The following is a 14,888-nucleotide window of genomic DNA, read 5'->3' as shown; positions in this document are numbered from 1 at the left end:
GTCTCGTGGAAGAACGCCATGCCGCGCTGCGGCGGCGGATGGACCGGCTCGATGAGCCTGCTGCCACGGAGCCGTTCTGATGGCCGCGCGGCGCCGCGCGGCGCGGCGGGCGTGGGCGTCGGGAGACGTGGAGGAGGCCGCGCGCCTGGCGGCCGAGACGGGGGACGAGCGGCTGCTCGTTCTGGCCGACCTGGTACGGGGCCGGTTCGAGCAAGGGCTGGCCCGCTACGCGTCCCTGCCCGGCGGGCTCGGGCTGCGGCCGCTGGACGAGCCGGTGGCGCACGCCTGGCTGCACCTCGACCGGGCGGACCAGGCCTGCGAGCACTTACGCCGCCGGCTCCGCCGCATCCCGCCCGACCTGGCGCTGCGGCGCGACCATCCGATGACGGTGAAGGCCGCCGGGCCGGTGCGGCTGCCGTTCGGCGACCATCCGCTGGCCGCGTACATGCCTGCCGTCGAGGGCACGCTGAACGGCCACCGCACGCTGCTCCACCTGGACACCGGAGGCACTTTCCTGGTCATGGGGACCGGGCGGGCGGCGGCGACGGGCGTCGCGTCCGTGCCGAACGGCCGCCGCTTCCACGGCGTCGCCCGTGTCCCCGCCGGCACCGGCATCGTCCGCGAGCTGGACCTCGGCGGGGCGGCGCTGGAGAACGTGCCCGTGGACATCGTGCCCACGCTGACCGGCCCCCAGGACATCGTGATCATGGGAACCTCTCTGCTGCGGCGCTTCCTGCCCACCATCGACACCCCGGCCGGTCACCTGCTCCTGGCGCCGCGCGAGCAGCCGGTCCCGCCGGGCGGCATACGGGTCCCGTTCCGCCTGTGGGGCGACCACTTCATGTTCGCGCGGGGCGGCTACGGTCCCCGCCGCGATCTCACCTTCTTCATCGACTCGGGCCTGGTGCACCTGCTGGAGGACGAGCAGGACGGCGTGATCCGGCAGGCCGCCGTGCTGGCGACCCGGGCCCAGTACCGCTCGTGGGGCGTCCCGGACGCCGGCCTCTCCGGCACCCATCTCAAGGCCGCCCATCCGCTGCGGCTGGGCCCCTTGGAGCAGTCCGGGCATGTCCTGTCCATCGCGCCTGGGAGGCGGGCGCCCTGGTCCGGGTTCGGCGGTGTCAGGGTGGACGGGCTGTTGTCGCAGGCGTTCCTCGGCGCGTACGCCTGGACGCTGGACTTCGGGCGGCACGAGTACACGTTCCGGCCCGGCTGACGCCGTACGCTGCCCCACCTGCGCGCGGAAAGCGCCGCCGGGCCAGAATCGGACTCTGGCCAGAGCCGAGGAGGGGTCGCCATGGTGGAACGTCAGCGGAGCGTGGTGTTCGGGGAAGCGGTCGAGCAGTACGACTCGGCCCGCCCGGACTATCCGGCGCAATTGATCACCGACGTGCTGGACTACGCGGCGCCCGGCCCGGTGCTGGAGGTGGGCGCCGGGACCGGCAAGGCCACGGCGGGCTTCGCGGCCCGCGGGGTGAGCCTGACGTGCGTGGAGCCCGACCCGCGGATGGCCGCCGTGCTGACGGCGAAGTGCCCGGGCGTCCGCGTCGAGATCGGGATTTTCGAGGACTATACGCCCGACCAGGGGTTCGGCCTGCTCTACTCGGCCCAGGCCTGGCACTGGGTCGACGAGCGGCGGCGCTGGGACCTGGCCCACGCGGCGCTGGCCCCCGCAGGGGCCGTGGCGGTGTTCTGGAACCTCTACCTCGTCGCCGACCCGAACCTGCGGGACGCGCTGGCCGAGGTGGACCGGCGCCACGGGGTGAAGACGTCGAGCCTGCACCGGGCCGCGCCGCCGGCGGGCAGAGCGGCGGAGCATCCGCTGGCGGACGACCCGCGCTTCACCGACCTCGGCCAGCGCCGCTACCAGCGCGCCGGCCACTACCCCGCCGCGCGCTACCTTGATCTGGTCAGGTCGATCTCCGCGTACCGGATGCTGGCGCCGGATACCCGCGAGGCGCTGCTGGCGGAGATGGCCGGGCTGGTGGGCGACGGCGTGGAGATGGCCCTCCTCACCGACCTCACCCTCGCCCGCCGCACTCCCTGACGCGCCGGCCCTCCCCCACGAATGCCACCGAATGCCACCGAATGCCGTCGAACGCAGTTTCGAGTAGGCTCTACGGCCATGTCGTATGCGCTGACCCTCAGCCTGGAGTCCGCCCGGCGGCTGGCCGTGCGCTGCCAGCACCTCGCCGGACCCCGTCCCGGAGCCGGCCTCGACGGACTGCGGCAGGTGCTGCGCACGTTGCGGTGCCTGCAGCTCGATCCGGTCAACGCGGTGGCGCGCAGCCACCTGCTGGTGCTCTGGAGCAGGGTCGGCGGCTACGACCCCGCCGACCTGGACGTGCTGCTGTGGCAGGAGCGGTGGCTGTTCGAATACTGGGCGCACGCCGCGTCGATCGTGCTGGCCGAGGACTATCCGATCCACCAGGTGACGATCCGCGGCTATCCGGCGGGAGAGTCCGGCTACGCGCGGCAGGTCCGCGGCTGGCTGTCGGCGAACGACGCGTTACGTCAGCACGTGCTCGACCGGCTGCGGGAGAAGGGCCCGCTGCCGATCGGCGGGTTCGACGACGTCGCGGCAGAGCCGTGGCGGTCGAGCGGCTGGACCAACGGCCGCAGCGTCGAGCGGATGCTGGACTTCCTGTGGTTCCAGGGCCAGGTCACGGTGGCCGGACGGAGCGGGCGCACGCGGTTGTGGGACCTGACCGAGCACCGGCTGCCGGAGTGGGCCGGCACCGAGCCGCTGTCGCGGGAGGAGGCGGTCTCCCGGGCCGCCGAGCACGCCCTGCGCGCGCTCGGCGTGGCCCGCGCCGCCGACATCGAGCAACATTTCATCCGGGACCGCTATCCCGGCCTCGCCGGCGTACTGAGCGATCTGGAGGCGGCGGGCCTGATCGTGCCCGCCACGGTCGAGGGCGGCGCCGAGCGGTGGCACGTGCACCGCGACGTGCTCGGCCTGCTGGAGCGCGACTGGGAGCCGCGCACCACGCTGCTGTCGCCGTTCGACAACCTCATCTGCGACCGGGGACGGACCGAGCGCCTGTGGGGGTTCGCCTTCCGCACGGAGATGTACGTCCCCAAGGCCAAGCGGCAGTACGGGCACTACATCATGCCGATCCTGCACGGCGACCGGCTGGCCGGGCGGCTGGTGCCGCGCCTGGACCGGCGCCGTGCGGTCCTGGAGATCGAGGGGTTGTTCCCCGAGCCGGACACGCCCGCGGACGAGGCGACCACCGAGGCCGTCGGCCGGGCGGTCGCCGAGCTGGCCGCGTTCGCCGGGGCCCGTGAGATCACCTACGGCGACAAGGTGCCACAGCCCTGGCGGGTGGCTCAGTCCGCCGGTTTGTGAGTGCTCCAATACTCGTCCGCGGCGACCTGGATGTCGGCGAGGACCTTCTCGTAGGTGTCGGGCTTGGCGACGAAGGCGCCGAACCCGTCCAGCGCGGCGGTGAGCACAGGCGGCGGCGTGGCCTCGAAATACCGGTTGACCAGGCGATATTCCCCGCTGCCCGCGGCCTTGCCGACCTCCGCGATGGCCTGGTCGGCGATGGCGACCTTGGGGTTGGCCGAGACGTCGCCCCTGGCGGTGGCCCACTTCTCCTGCGCGGGGGCGCCCACCCACCACTTGAGGTATTTCATGCTGGCCTCGGGGTCGGGCGCCTTGGCCAGCGAGCAGAGCGGCCCGCTCTCGAAGATCATGGAGGTCTTGGTCAGCGCGGGGTTGACGTTCGGGATCACGAAGAAGCCGTAGTCGGTGCCGGCCTTCAGGTCGCGCTGGGTCATGCTCGTGTTGAACCACGTGCCGAACGACACCATGGCCGACTTGCCGGTCTTGAGCACGTCGCCCGGGTCGGTCTTGTCGCCGGGGTTGTTGAAGTATCCGGCGTCGATCATCGACTTCCAGCGCTTCATCACCTCGACCACGCCCGGGTCGGTGTACTTCGCCCGGCCGGTCGACAACCGGTCGTACAGGTCGGGGTCGGTGCCGGCGAGGAGTTGCTCGAACCAGACGAAGGAGAACAGCACCGAGGTGTGGTAGAACGCGCTCACGTCGTTCTTCTTCAGCGTGTCGGCGATGCCGATCAGCTCGTCCCACGTCTTCGGCGGCTTCAGGCCGTGCTGGTCGAAGACCTTCTTGTTGTAGAACATGCCCCAGTAGGCCGCGTTCAGCGGCACGCAGTACTGCTTGCCCCCGACCGTGTAGTAAGGCGCCAGGTCGGCCGAGAGATCGCCGCTCTTGATCGCCTCCTGCCAGAGCGCGGTGGTCTCCGCCACCTGCTTCTGCGCGACGATCTCCGCCAGCCGCCCGCCCGTCGTCCAGGTGAACAGGTCGGGTTTCACGTCGGTGCGGAAGGACGCCTTGATGAACGCCTGGTACGTCGGCTCGTCGGTGTAGCCGACCGACTTCACCGACAGGCCGATCTGCTGCTTGGACAGGACGCCCATCTGGTCGAAGTACTTGCCCCAGGCGCCTTTGTCGTTGTAGAGCTTCAGCTCCGTCTTGCCGGGCTGTTGCGCGGTGTTGCTCGCGGAGCCGCAGCCGGCGAGGGCGACAGAGATGGCAGCGGCGAGAAGCAGTGGACGCGACCGGATCATGCCCGGCCTCCTGTTCGCACTTGTGGTCATGGTTCGTGGTGAAACAGCCCCGAGGCGAGTCATCTAATCACTTGATATCTTGGGTGTCCATAGCCGCCGGGACCACGGCCCGCCGCGTGGCCTCCCGGTAGTCGCGGGGCGCCATGCCGTACTTCCGCTGGAAGAGCCGCCCGAAGTACGACTGCCCGGAGAATCCGCAGCGCTGGGCGATCCCGCCGACGCCCTCGGTGGTCGTGGTCAGCAGCAGGGCGGCGTGCTCCAGCCGCCGCCCGGCCACGAACGCGACCGGCGTGCAGTCGTAGTGCCGGCGCATGGAGCGGGCCAGGTGCCCGGGGCTCACGGCGGCCAGCTCCAGCAGCCGGGGCAGGCCCTCGCGCAGGTTCTCCTCGCGGTTCATGGCGACGCAGGCCGCCACCAGCCAGCCGGGCCGCCGGTCCACGGCCGTGCCGTCGGCGCGCTCCAGCGTCGGCACGACCGCCGTCCAGAGCCTGACCAGGTCGAGCACGCGGGGCACGCCGGAATAGGCGCCGAGCACGCGGGCGAACTCGGCCGCGACCGGCCCGTCCAAACTCGCGCGCGCCGTCAGCGGCAGGTCGCGCCGGTCCCAGTCGGCCGTGCCCGCGAGCCCCGCGAGGTCGGCGAAGGCGCGCCAGCGCTCGCTCGGGAAGGCGATGTTGACGAAGCGCATGCCGTCGGCCGCCGTGGCGGCGAACTCGTGCCGGTCGTGCGGCCGCACCAGCACCACGTCCCCGGCGCGCAGCGGCATCTCGATCTCGCCGGCCCCCCATGCGCCTCCCCGGATCACTTGCCTGCCCTCCCCCGCGGTCACGAAGACGAGCTCGTGGAAATCGGCGTGGGTGTGCGGTTCGGGCCGGTCGCGGCGGCTGCCGGTCACCGGCACCAGGGCCGCGTGGTACGGGAGCCCGGCCGCGAACTCGACCCAGCGCAAGACGGTCGGCATGTCAGGAAATTAATAGTTATGGCGCGGCGAGTACTAGTAACTCGGGCGACTGAGACCGAAGAATCCGGATCGACGCCCTTCCCCGCGCCCCAGAGGAGCACATGGTGATCACGGAAGTCGACCGGACTCTCCAGGACTACGACCGCGACGGCTACACGATCTTCCGGAACGTGCTCGACCCCGACCTGATCGCCGAGGCGAGCGACCACGTCGCCTGGCTTCAGGCCAAGTACCCGGACCGGCTCGGCGAGGACCTGGCCACCGAGCTCGTCGCCGGCGACCCGTTCTGGGTGCGGCTGGTGAGTGATGACCGGCTGCTGGACATCGCCGAGCTGTTCGTCGGCCCGGACATCGCGCTGTTCGCCTCGCACTACATCAGCAAGCCACCCTTTTCCGGCATGCCGGTTCTGTGGCACCAGGACGGGGCGTACTGGCCGCTGGAGCCGATGCGGGTCGTCACGCTCTGGCTGGCGGTGGACGAGTCCACGCCGGAGAACGGCTGCCTGCGGGTGATCCCCGGCTCGCACAAGGACGCCCTGCACGAGCTGCGGCAGCGCGACGACATCGACAACGTGCTGGGCTCGGAGAGCGCGGTGACGGTGGACGAGTCCCGGGCGGTGGACCTGGTGCTGTCGCCCGGCGACGTGGAGGTGCACCACCCGAACATCCTGCACGGCTCCAACGCCAACACCTCGCCGCGGCGCCGCTGCGGCCTGACGATCAGGTACATCCCGACCTCGACCCGGATCACCAGCGAGCAGCAGCCGTTCGTCTCGGCGCTGCTGCTGCGCGGCGACCCGGGCGTGAACGTCTACCAGCCGTTCCCGTCCTACGTGGCGGGCGAGCACATGCCGTTCGCCGGCGCGGAGAAGCAGGCCTGAGACGCCGGCCGACACGCTACGCCGTGATCCCCGAGATCACCGCGCAGAAGTCGTCCAGCTCGCGGACGGCCCGGTCCAGGTCGTCCGCGACGCCCCGGCGCAGCAGCCGCGCGTAGAGCTCCTCACCACCGACCCCGAGCCGGCGTATCTGGGCCGCCCGCACCCTCATCCGCTCCTGGATGTCCCTGATGAGGATCTCCGGATCGCCCGTCCATCCGTAGGTCTCCAGGAACAGGCGCAGCCGCGCCGGCCGCGCCTCGTAGTCGGTGAAACCCTCCGACGCGGCAACGTCACGCGCGTGCAGCGGCACCCAGCACAGCGCCAGCCAGGCCACATCGGAGTCGACCGTGGTCGGGCCGGCGAAATCCCAGTCGAAGAACCCGGCGAGCCGCCCGGAACGCCAGGCGGCGTTGCAGGGGCCGGCGTCGTTGTGCCCGATGATCGTCCCCGGCGACCACTGCGCGCCGGTGCGCCAGTAGGCGTCCGCGGAGGGCACGAAGTCGGCCACGGCCTCGTGGTAGGCACGCAACCACTCGGCCACCTGGACGAGCGTGTCGTCGGTGCGGGTCCACTCAGGCCATTCGGAACGGTCCCCTATGGTGTCGCCGTCCATGTACGTGAGGATCTCGCGTCCGGCCGAGTCGATGCCCAGGACGCGCGGAGCCCCTTCGAACCCCTTGCGTTCCAGATGCCTCAGCAGCTCGTGGACGGACGCCGTCCACGCCCGCACCCGCCGCCGGACCGTGCGCCCCACCAGCACCGCGCCACCGTCATTGCCGCCTCCCAGCCGATTCCCATCCACCGACCACCTCGCCAGACCTGAGCTCCGAGGCGCCCGCACGCCTCAGCCCTCTGCGACCGTATATCAAGAAATGTCCGAAATCACCCGTCCTCCTACTCTTCATCGGACTCGCGGCTCCGCCTCCCGCCTCCCGCCCCGTGGCCCGCTCGCCGCCCCTACCCAACGAGATTCGTTCTACATTAGAATCTCGCACGACCATAAGGTTGTAGTAAATCCGGAGTGGGGCCCCCGATGAACGGCACACTGAAGATCGAGACCGCGCGGGACCGGGTGCTGGTGCGGCTCGACCGCCCGCAGGTGCGCAACGCGATCGACGCGGCGATGGTCGCCGATCTGCACGAGGTGTGCGCCGATCTGGAGCGGAGCCCTCAGGTGCTGGTGATCACGGGGGGCGACGGCGTGTTCGCCGCGGGCGCCGACATCCGGGAACTGCGCGAGCGCCGCAGGGAGGACGCCCTCGCCGGCATCAACAGCGGCCTGTTCGACCGGATCGCCCGGCTGCCGATGCCCACGATCGCCGCCGTCGACGGACCCGCCCTGGGCGGGGGCGCTGAGCTGGCCTACGCCTGCGACTTCCGCATCGCGACACCGCGGGCGCGGTTCGGCAACCCGGAGGCGGGGCTCGGGATCATGGCCGCCGCCGGGGCGTGCTGGCGGCTGCGAGAGCTGGTCGGCGCGCCGCTCGCCAAGGAGGTGCTGCTCGCAGGGAAGGTGGTGTCCGCCGAGGAGGCGCTGGCCGTCAGGCTGGTGAACGAGCTGGTCCCCGAGGACGAGCTCCTGCCCGCGGCGGACCGGCTGGCCGCCCGCATCGCCAGGAACGCGCCGCTGGCGCTGCGCCTGACCAAGCTCGCCCTCGCCGCGCCGCCCGGCGCGCACCCGCGCTTCGACGACGTGGCGCAGGCCGTGCTGTTCGAGACCGAGGACAAGCACGAGCGCATGACCGCGTTCCTGGAACGGCGCCGCTGAGGTCAGGCTCGATGCTCAAGGGTCGAGCCGGCGCAGTTCGTGCCGGTAGCGACGGGCGTTGGCGCGGTATTCGCGCACGCCGTAGTCGACCCATTCGCTCTGCGCCGGACCGTCCATCGGCCTGGGGCGGGCGGGCACGCCGAGCGCCATGTGCCCGGCCGGGATCTCGGCGCCCTCGGGCACGAGCGCCTGGGCGCCGATCACCGAGCCCGTGCGCACCACGGCGCGGTTCAGGACCACCGCCCCCGAGCCGATGAGGCAGCGGTCCTCGACCGTGCATCCTTCGAGGTGGGCGTTGTGCCCGACGACGCAGTCGCCGCCGATCACGGTGGGCCAGCGCTCGGTGGTGTGCAGCACGGTGCCGTCCTGGACGGAGGTGCGCTCACCGATCTCGATGCGGCCGAAGTCACCCCGCAGCACGGCCGCCGGCCACACCGACGCCTCGGCGCCGATGGTGACGCTGCCGATGACGACGGCGTCCGGGTGCACGTACGCGTCCGGGTGGATCCGCGGCACCTGGTCGCCGAGAGCGTAGAGGGGCATCGGTCACCGGTCCGCGACCATGGGGGTGTCCACGCCGATGCGGCCCGTCTTGTTCGAGCCCCCGGGGGCGCCGAGCGCCGCGTCGCGTCCCGGCAGGAGGTCGACGAAGAAGCGGCGGTTGTCCTCGACGAAATCGGCGTGCTCGGCGGCGACCCGCCGGTCCTGGCTGATCGCCTCGACGGGGCAGACGGGCTCGCAGGCGCCGCAGTCGATGCACTCCTTGGGGTTGATGTAGAGCTTGCGGTCCCCCTCGTAGATGCAGTCGACCGGGCACTCCTCGACGCACGACTTGTCCATGACGTCGATGCAGGGCGCGGCGATGACGTACGGCATGCGAAATCTCCTGACTAGACCGGGGCGGGGTTGTCGGTCGAGTGCCCCGGGAAGAGCTGGGCGGCGGGGTCGAGGTGCACCGCGGCGTTGTTGACGGCCGTCGCCACCTCGCCGAAGCCGACCGCGATCAGCCTGACCTTGCCGTCGTAGTCGGCGATGTCGCCGGCGGCGAAGATGCCGGGCACGTTGGTGCGCATCGCGGAGTCGACCACCAGGTGGCGGTTGTCGTGCAGGTCGAGGCCCCATTCGCGGAGTGGCCCGAGGTTGGCGGTGAACCCGAGGGCCGCGACGAGCCGCTGGCAGGGCAGGGTGTGCCCGGTGCTGAGCTCGATGTGTTCCAGCCGGTCGCCGCCGCGGGCGGCGGTGACCTGGGCGTTGATGACGATCTCCACCGGTGTGGTCTTGAGCCGCTCGACCGAGCCGTGGTGGGCGCGGAAGGCGGCGCGGCGGTGCACGAGCGTGACGGTCCTGGCGACGGGGTGGAGCATGAGGGCCCAGTCCACGGCGCTGTCGCCGCCGCCGACCACGACGACGTCCTTCCCGGCGTAGTCCGCGCCGTCCGGCACGAAGTACTCCAGTCCCCTGCCGAGGAACTCCTCGCCGGCGGGGAGCGGCCGGGGGGTGAAGGTGCCGATGCCGCCGGTCACGACGACGGCCCCGGCGGTGATCTCGGTTCCGGCACTGGTCTTCACCACGAGCCGGCCGTGGGGGCCGTGTTCGAGCCGCTGGGCCTCCTCCCCCAGCACGTACGCGGGCTCGTACGGCGCCGCCTGCTCGACCAGGTTGGCGATCAGCCGGCGGCCGGAGACGGCGGGGAACCCGGCGATGTCGTAGATCTGCTTCTCCGGGTACATCGCGCTGACCTGGCCGCCGACCTGGCTCAGCGAGTCGACGACCGCGGTCTTCAACCCGCGCACCCCGGCGTAGTAGGCGCCGAAGAGCCCGACGGGCCCGGCTCCGACGATCAGCAGGTCGGCCTGGATGGCGCTCATCCCGGCACCCGCTCGGCGACGAGCTCGCGCACCTTGAACCGCTGGATCTTGCCGGTCGCGGTCTTGGGCAGCTGGTCGAGGAAGATCACGTGGCGGGGGCGCTTGAACGACGCCAGGCCGTCGCGGCACCACAGGACGAGCTCCTCGGCGGTGACGTCCCCGCTGGTGACCACACAGGCGACCGGCTTGTCGAGGCCGTGCTCGTCGGCCAGGCCGACCACGGCCGCCTCCTCCACCCGCGGGTGCTCCAGCAGGCGGCTCTCGACCTCGGCCGGCGACACCCAGATGCCGCCCGCCTTGAGCAGGTCGTTACTGCGCCCCAGGCAGGTGTAGTAGCCGTCCTCGGAGCGGACGTAGGTGTCGCCGGTGTTGAGCCACTCCCCCGCGAAGACGACGCGGCTGGCGTCGGTGCGCCGCCAGTAGCCCAGCGCGTTGGACTCGCCGCGGACGTACAGGGATCCGGGCTGCCCGTCGGGCACGCGGTTCCCGTCGGCGTCGCGCAGCTCGATGTCGTAGCCGGGCACCGGGCGGCCGGTGGTGCCGGGGCGGACCTCTCCGGGGCGGTTGGACAGGAAGATGTGCAGGGCCTCGGTGGAGCCGATGCCGTCGATGACCTCGACGCCGAAGCGGCGGGTGAACCTGTCCTGCAGCGGCGCGGGCAGCGCCTCCCCCGCCGAGGTGCCGAGCCGTACCGAGGCGAAGGCGTCGTCGGGCAGGCCGGCGCCGAGCAGGGCGGCGTAGAAGGTCGGGACGCCGAAGAACAGCGTCGGCCGGTCGGCGGCCAGCCGCTCGGCGGTCACTGCGGGGGTGGGGCGGCGCGGCTCCAGCACGGTCGCGGCGCCGGCCGAGAGCGGGAAGAACATCGAGTTGCCGATGCCGTAGGCGAAGAAGAGCTTGGCGATGGAGAAGCAGACGTCTTCAGGCCGGATGCCGAGCACCTGGTCGCCGTAGGTCTGGCAGACGTGGCGGATGTTGGCGTGGCGGTGCATGGCGCCCTTGGGGGCCCCGGTGGTGCCGGAGGTGTAGAGCCACAGGGCCCAGGAGTCCTCGACGGTGGCGGCGGGCTCGCGCGGCAGCCCTTCGCCTGTCTTGAGGAGTTCCTCCCAGGTCAAGGCCGTGCTCCCGGGCGGCGCGTCGCCGTCCCACACCAGATGGCGGACCTCGGGCGCGGTGGCGAGGGCCTCCTGGAGCTGGGGTTCGTACTGGGCGCCGGCCACCACCACGGCGGCGCCCGAGTCGGCGATGATCGTGCCGAGCTCCTTGGCCCCCAGCATGGTCGAGACCGGCACGGCCGTGAACCCGCCGCAGAACGCGGCGAGGATCCCGGCGAACATGGGCACGTCGTCGTTGGTGACGAACACGACGCGGTCGTCGCGCCGCAGGCCGAGGCCGCGCAGGGCGGCGGTGACGGTGCCGACGAGGTCCGACAGCTCAGCGTAGGTGAGCGTGGCGCCGTCGCGGCGGACCGCCACCCGGTCGCCGCGGCCCTCCCGCACGTGGCGGTGGACGAGCCAGTCCCCCGCGTTGAACTCGTTCCCGCCTGTGTCCATGGGTCGCTCGCTCATGGTCACACCCGCTCGACGTCGTAGTCGCCCTTGCGGCCGGTGCCGTAGCGGCGCAGGGCGCCGTCGGGACCGGAGGCGTTGGGGCGGATGAAGATCCAGTTCTGCCAGGCGGTGAGCCGTCCGAAGATCTTCGTCTCCAGGGTCTCCGGGCCGGCGAAGCGGTGGTTGGCCTCCATGCCGGTGAGCGCGTCAGGCGACAGCGAGGCGCGTTCCTCGAACACGATGCGCAGCTCTTCCTCGAAGTCGATGTCGTCCATGGCGATGGTGACCAGGCCCAGCTCCAGCGCGGCGGTGGCGTCGAGCGGCTCGCCGATCCTGGCGCGGACGGCCGCCAGGTCCCCGTCGTTGCCCCAGAAGCGCGACTCCAGGCGGGACAGGCCGTTGCCCATCGGGAAGTCCCCGTCGTTGGACGGGCTCAGCGTGAGGGTGGCAGGGGCTGCGTCGGCGTCGCGGTCCTCGTAGACGCCCTCCAGCATGTACTGGCGGTCGGCGGCCAGGGCCAGCTCGGCCAGCAGGCCGGCGAAGGCGGTGCCCGGGTCGACGACGGCGATGAGGCTGCGGCTGGTGACATCGAGCCGCTTGAGCGTGCGCTTGTAGTAGTGCCGCACCTCGTTGACGAACCAGTCGCCGGCCTGCTCGCGTAGCTGGGCGTCGTACGCCAGCACCCGTTCGGCGTCGCCGACGGCGCGCAGCACCCAGATGCCGAGCTCCGGCTCGTTGGTGCGCAGGTGCAGGATCAGGTCGTCCAGCGCGCGGGTGACGGCGAGCGGCCAGTAGTCCGCCCCCTGGGCCGCCGGCTCCTCGGGCGGGGCGTCGTGCGGGCCCTGCACGCTGATCTCGACGCGGCGGCCGGCTCGGTCGATCCGCGCGGACACGTACGGGTAGGTGATGATGTCGCCCTCGTCCTTGCGCTCCAGGGGGGCCAGGATCACGCCCTTGGCGTGCGAGGGCCGCGCGGACGCCGCCACGGCCTCGGCGGCGCGCCTGGCCACCTCGTCGGCGAAGGAGTTGCGCGGCACGGTGGCGTCCACCAGGCCCCACTCGACCGCGGTGCCGCCGCGGAACCCCTCGGCCTTGGTGGCGAACAGGTCGGCGCGGTCCTTGCGCACGTGCCGCTTGTCCACCACCCGGGTCAGGCCGCCGGTGCCGGGCAGAACGCCGAGCAACGGCACCTCGGGCAGGGAGACGGCCGAGGAGCCGTCGTCGACGAGGACGATCTGGTCGCAGGCCAGCGCCAGCTCGTAGCCGCCGCCGGCGGCGGTGCCGTTGAGCGCGGCGATCCAGGTCTGGCCGGAGTGCTCGGTGGCGTCCTCGATGCCGTTGCGGGTCTCGTTGGTGAACTTGCAGAAGTTCACCTTCCACGCGTGCGTCGACTGGGCCAGCATGCGGATGTTCGCGCCGGCGCAGAACATCCGCTCCAGGCCGCCGGTCAGCACGACGGCCTTGACCTCGGGGTGCTCGAAGCGGAGGCGTTGGACGACGTCGTACAGCTCGATGTCGACGCCGAGGTCGTAGGAGTTCATCTTGAGCTCGTAGCCGGGGGCCAGGCCGCCGTGCTCGTCGACGCGCAGCGTGACGGTGGCCACCGCCCCGTCCACCTCGAGCGTCCAGTGGCGGTAGCGGTCCGGGGAGGTCGCGAAGGTGACAGTCAATGCGCGCTCCATTGGGGGGTAGGGCCTCGTTCCTAATATTCGACGCTTTCAGCATGCAGCGTCAAGAGTTTGTAGTACTTAGACGAGGCCTTCGTCGGCCAGGTGCACGTAGTCGAACTCGACCGGCTGGTCGTTGATGCCGGCCTTCGGCGGGGCGATCCAGCCGGCGAACTTACCGTACTCGTACTCGGGGATCATGAGGGCGGCGACGCTCTCGCGGTCTCCGGGCGTGGGCAGCCACTCGTCCGCCCGGGCCTGCCAGGAGGCCTCGTCGACGACCTCGCCGTGCGGGGTGACGTGGTGGCCGGCGTACACGCCGACCTTGCGGTTGAAGCCCTCGTGCGGCAGGTACAGCCGCTCGTCCAGCCCGGCGTCCTCCAGCGCCTGGTTCCAGCGGCGCACGCCGTTGGCGCAGTCGGCGACGTACTCGTCGCGCAGGTCGAGGTTGAGCGCGCTGAGCATCGGGACGGTCTTCGTGGCGATCCGGCCGTCCTCGACGTAGCGCAGCTCGCGGGTGTCGTCGAGCAGCACGTGGTCGTCCTTGCGGCGGGTCTCCATCCAGCGGCCCTTCAGGCCCGAGGTGAAGTAGTTGCCGGCGTTGGTGGACTGCTCGGAGCCGAACAGGTCCATCGAGACGGAGAACTGGAAGTTCAGGTACTTCTGGATGACGTCGAGGGGGATGCCGCCGTGCGGGAGGACGTCGGCGGTGTCGTGCTTCTTCATGAGCTCGGCGGTGCGCTCCAGGATCCGCTGCACTCCGGTGGTGCCCACGAACATGTGGTGGGCCTCTTCCTTCAGCATGAACTCGCAGGTGCGCGCGAGCGGGTCGAAGGCCGACTCCTTCAGGGTGCCGAGCTGGTACTTGCCGTCGCGGTCGGTGAAGTAGGTGAACATGAAGAACTGCAGCCAGTCCGTGGTCGCCTCGTTGAACGCGCCCAGGATGCGCGGCGCGTCGAGGTCGCCGGAGTTGCGCTTGAGCAGCTGCTCGGCCTCCTCCCGACCCTCGCGCCCGAAGTAGGCGTGCAGGAGGTAGACCATGGCCCACAGGTGGCGGCCCTCCTCCACGTTGACCTGGAACAGGTTGCGCAGGTCGTAGATGCTGGGCGCGGTGTTGCCGAGGACGCGCTGCTGCTCGACCGAGGCGGGCTCGGTGTCGCCCTGGACGACGATCAGGCGCATCAGGTCGGCCCGGTGCTCACCGGGCACCTCCTGCCAGACGGGCTCGCCCTTGTGCTTGCCGAAGTTGACCTTGCGGTCGGGGTCCCGCTCGGCCAGGAAGATGCCCCAGCGGTACTCGTCCATGGGGACGTGCTCGAAGTGCGCCCATCCGTCGCGGCCCACGGCGACGGCCGTGCGCAGGTAGACGTCCTTGGTGGGCAGGGCCGGGCCCAGTTCCTTCCACCAGTCGAGGAACTTCGGCTGCCACCCTTCGAGCGCCCGCTGCAGGCGGCGGTCGCCGGCGAGATCGACGTTGTTGGGGATGCGCTCGCTGTAGTCGACGCGGCTGAGCGGGCCGGCGGGCACGGGTGCGGCGCCGGTACGGGGATCGATGCTCATTCTCTGCTCTCCAGTGGTTTCTACGCCTGGGGTGTCG

14 protein-coding genes are annotated in these 14,888 nt (G+C 71.3%); 5 read left to right on the top strand and 9 right to left on the bottom strand.

The annotated features are described in order from the left end of the window. Positions 1-79: 79 nt before the first annotated feature. From ACIBX3_RS39245 to ACIBX3_RS39235, 3 genes are all read left to right on the top strand, one after another. The gene (locus ACIBX3_RS39245) at positions 80-1,216 is read left to right on the top strand and encodes a retropepsin-like aspartic protease (protein WP_397125617.1); all 1,137 of its coding nucleotides are present in this window, start codon (positions 80-82) and stop codon (positions 1,214-1,216) included. An 81-nt stretch (positions 1,217-1,297) separates the two neighbouring features. Then, positions 1,298-2,047, top strand: coding sequence for a class I SAM-dependent methyltransferase (locus tag ACIBX3_RS39240; protein WP_397125616.1), 750 nt, complete (start codon positions 1,298-1,300; stop codon positions 2,045-2,047). Between the two features lie 78 nt (positions 2,048-2,125). Continuing rightward, positions 2,126-3,352: a winged helix-turn-helix domain-containing protein gene (locus ACIBX3_RS39235; protein WP_397125615.1), complete on the top strand. Its 1,227-nt coding sequence runs from the start codon at positions 2,126-2,128 to the stop codon at positions 3,350-3,352. Here the strand turns inward: ACIBX3_RS39235 and ACIBX3_RS39230 are convergent. Continuing rightward, positions 3,334-4,599, bottom strand: coding sequence for an ABC transporter substrate-binding protein (locus ACIBX3_RS39230; RefSeq protein WP_397125614.1), 1,266 nt, complete (start codon positions 4,597-4,599; stop codon positions 3,334-3,336). The two genes, ACIBX3_RS39235 and ACIBX3_RS39230, sit on opposite strands and share 19 nt — an antisense overlap. Before the next feature lie 67 nt (positions 4,600-4,666). After that, on the bottom strand, positions 4,667-5,560 hold the full coding sequence (locus ACIBX3_RS39225; RefSeq protein WP_397125613.1) for an AraC family transcriptional regulator: 894 nt from the start codon (positions 5,558-5,560) through the stop codon (positions 4,667-4,669). A 101-nt stretch (positions 5,561-5,661) separates the two neighbouring features. Between ACIBX3_RS39225 and ACIBX3_RS39220 the strand changes: the two genes are divergently transcribed. Continuing rightward, positions 5,662-6,441, top strand: a complete 780-nt coding sequence (locus tag ACIBX3_RS39220; RefSeq protein WP_397125612.1) for a phytanoyl-CoA dioxygenase family protein — start codon at positions 5,662-5,664, stop codon at positions 6,439-6,441. 16 nt (positions 6,442-6,457) lie between these two features. Here the strand turns inward: ACIBX3_RS39220 and ACIBX3_RS39215 are convergent, their stop codons facing one another. Further along, positions 6,458-7,243, bottom strand: a complete 786-nt coding sequence (locus ACIBX3_RS39215; protein WP_397125611.1) for a phosphotransferase — start codon at positions 7,241-7,243, stop codon at positions 6,458-6,460. A 231-nt stretch (positions 7,244-7,474) separates the two neighbouring features. Here ACIBX3_RS39215 and ACIBX3_RS39210 point away from each other — a divergent pair, with 231 nt between their 5' ends. Continuing rightward, on the top strand, positions 7,475-8,209 hold the full coding sequence (locus ACIBX3_RS39210; protein ID WP_397125610.1) for an enoyl-CoA hydratase/isomerase family protein: 735 nt from the start codon (positions 7,475-7,477) through the stop codon (positions 8,207-8,209). A gap of 15 nt (positions 8,210-8,224) precedes the next feature. Here ACIBX3_RS39210 and ACIBX3_RS39205 read toward each other — a convergent pair whose 3' ends face one another. From ACIBX3_RS39205 to boxB, 6 genes are all read right to left on the bottom strand, one after another. Next, a complete protein-coding gene (locus tag ACIBX3_RS39205) occupies positions 8,225-8,752 on the bottom strand; it encodes a gamma carbonic anhydrase family protein (protein ID WP_397125609.1) in 528 nt (175 codons plus the stop codon). Positions 8,753-8,755: 3 nt separating this feature from the next. Next, positions 8,756-9,085: a ferredoxin gene (gene fdxA, locus ACIBX3_RS39200; protein ID WP_397125608.1), complete on the bottom strand. Its 330-nt coding sequence runs from the start codon at positions 9,083-9,085 to the stop codon at positions 8,756-8,758. A gap of 14 nt (positions 9,086-9,099) precedes the next feature. Continuing rightward, complete coding sequence (locus ACIBX3_RS39195; RefSeq protein ID WP_397125607.1) at positions 9,100-10,077, bottom strand: NAD(P)/FAD-dependent oxidoreductase; 978 nt, start codon at positions 10,075-10,077, stop codon at positions 9,100-9,102. Beyond that, positions 10,074-11,642 carry a benzoate-CoA ligase family protein gene (locus ACIBX3_RS39190; RefSeq protein ID WP_397125606.1) on the bottom strand — a complete coding sequence of 523 codons (1,569 nt, stop codon included), beginning with the start codon at positions 11,640-11,642 and terminating at the stop codon, positions 10,074-10,076. The genes ACIBX3_RS39195 and ACIBX3_RS39190 overlap by 4 nt, the downstream gene beginning before the upstream one ends. A 2-nt stretch (positions 11,643-11,644) precedes the next feature. Next, on the bottom strand, positions 11,645-13,294 hold the full coding sequence (gene boxC, locus ACIBX3_RS39185) for a 2,3-epoxybenzoyl-CoA dihydrolase (RefSeq protein ID WP_397125605.1): 1,650 nt from the start codon (positions 13,292-13,294) through the stop codon (positions 11,645-11,647). A gap of 78 nt (positions 13,295-13,372) precedes the next feature. Next, positions 13,373-14,851 (bottom strand): benzoyl-CoA 2,3-epoxidase subunit BoxB, encoded by a 1,479-nt coding sequence (boxB, locus tag ACIBX3_RS39180; RefSeq protein ID WP_397125604.1) that lies wholly within the window; start codon positions 14,849-14,851, stop codon positions 13,373-13,375. Between the last annotated feature and the right edge of the window lie 37 nt (positions 14,852-14,888).

It is taken from the genome of Nonomuraea sp. NPDC049480, from assembly GCF_044465905.1.
Classification (GTDB): Bacteria; Actinomycetota; Actinomycetes; order Streptosporangiales; family Streptosporangiaceae; genus Nonomuraea.
The sequence above is the reverse complement of the archived record's forward strand: the minus strand, read 5'-3'. Positions and strand labels throughout refer to the sequence as shown.

Bases quoted from the DNA above. Each gene is read 5' to 3' on its own strand.
- ACIBX3_RS39240 (WP_397125616.1), top strand. From the start codon at position 1,298: ATGGTGGAACGTCAGCGGAGCGTGGTGTTCGGGGAAGCGGTCGAGCAG.
- ACIBX3_RS39190 (WP_397125606.1), bottom strand. From the start codon at position 11,642: ATGAGCGAGCGACCCATGGACACAGGCGGGAACGAGTTCAACGCGGGG.
- ACIBX3_RS39195 (WP_397125607.1), bottom strand. From the start codon at position 10,077: ATGAGCGCCATCCAGGCCGACCTGCTGATCGTCGGAGCCGGGCCCGTC.
- ACIBX3_RS39220 (WP_397125612.1), top strand. From the start codon at position 5,662: ATGGTGATCACGGAAGTCGACCGGACTCTCCAGGACTACGACCGCGAC.
- ACIBX3_RS39205 (WP_397125609.1), bottom strand. From the start codon at position 8,752: ATGCCCCTCTACGCTCTCGGCGACCAGGTGCCGCGGATCCACCCGGAC.
- fdxA (WP_397125608.1), bottom strand. From the start codon at position 9,085: ATGCCGTACGTCATCGCCGCGCCCTGCATCGACGTCATGGACAAGTCG.
- ACIBX3_RS39210 (WP_397125610.1), top strand. From the start codon at position 7,475: ATGAACGGCACACTGAAGATCGAGACCGCGCGGGACCGGGTGCTGGTG.
- ACIBX3_RS39225 (WP_397125613.1), bottom strand. From the start codon at position 5,560: ATGCCGACCGTCTTGCGCTGGGTCGAGTTCGCGGCCGGGCTCCCGTAC.
- ACIBX3_RS39245 (WP_397125617.1), top strand. From the start codon at position 80: ATGGCCGCGCGGCGCCGCGCGGCGCGGCGGGCGTGGGCGTCGGGAGAC.
- ACIBX3_RS39230 (WP_397125614.1), bottom strand. From the start codon at position 4,599: ATGATCCGGTCGCGTCCACTGCTTCTCGCCGCTGCCATCTCTGTCGCC.
- boxB (WP_397125604.1), bottom strand. From the start codon at position 14,851: ATGAGCATCGATCCCCGTACCGGCGCCGCACCCGTGCCCGCCGGCCCG.
- ACIBX3_RS39235 (WP_397125615.1), top strand. From the start codon at position 2,126: ATGTCGTATGCGCTGACCCTCAGCCTGGAGTCCGCCCGGCGGCTGGCC.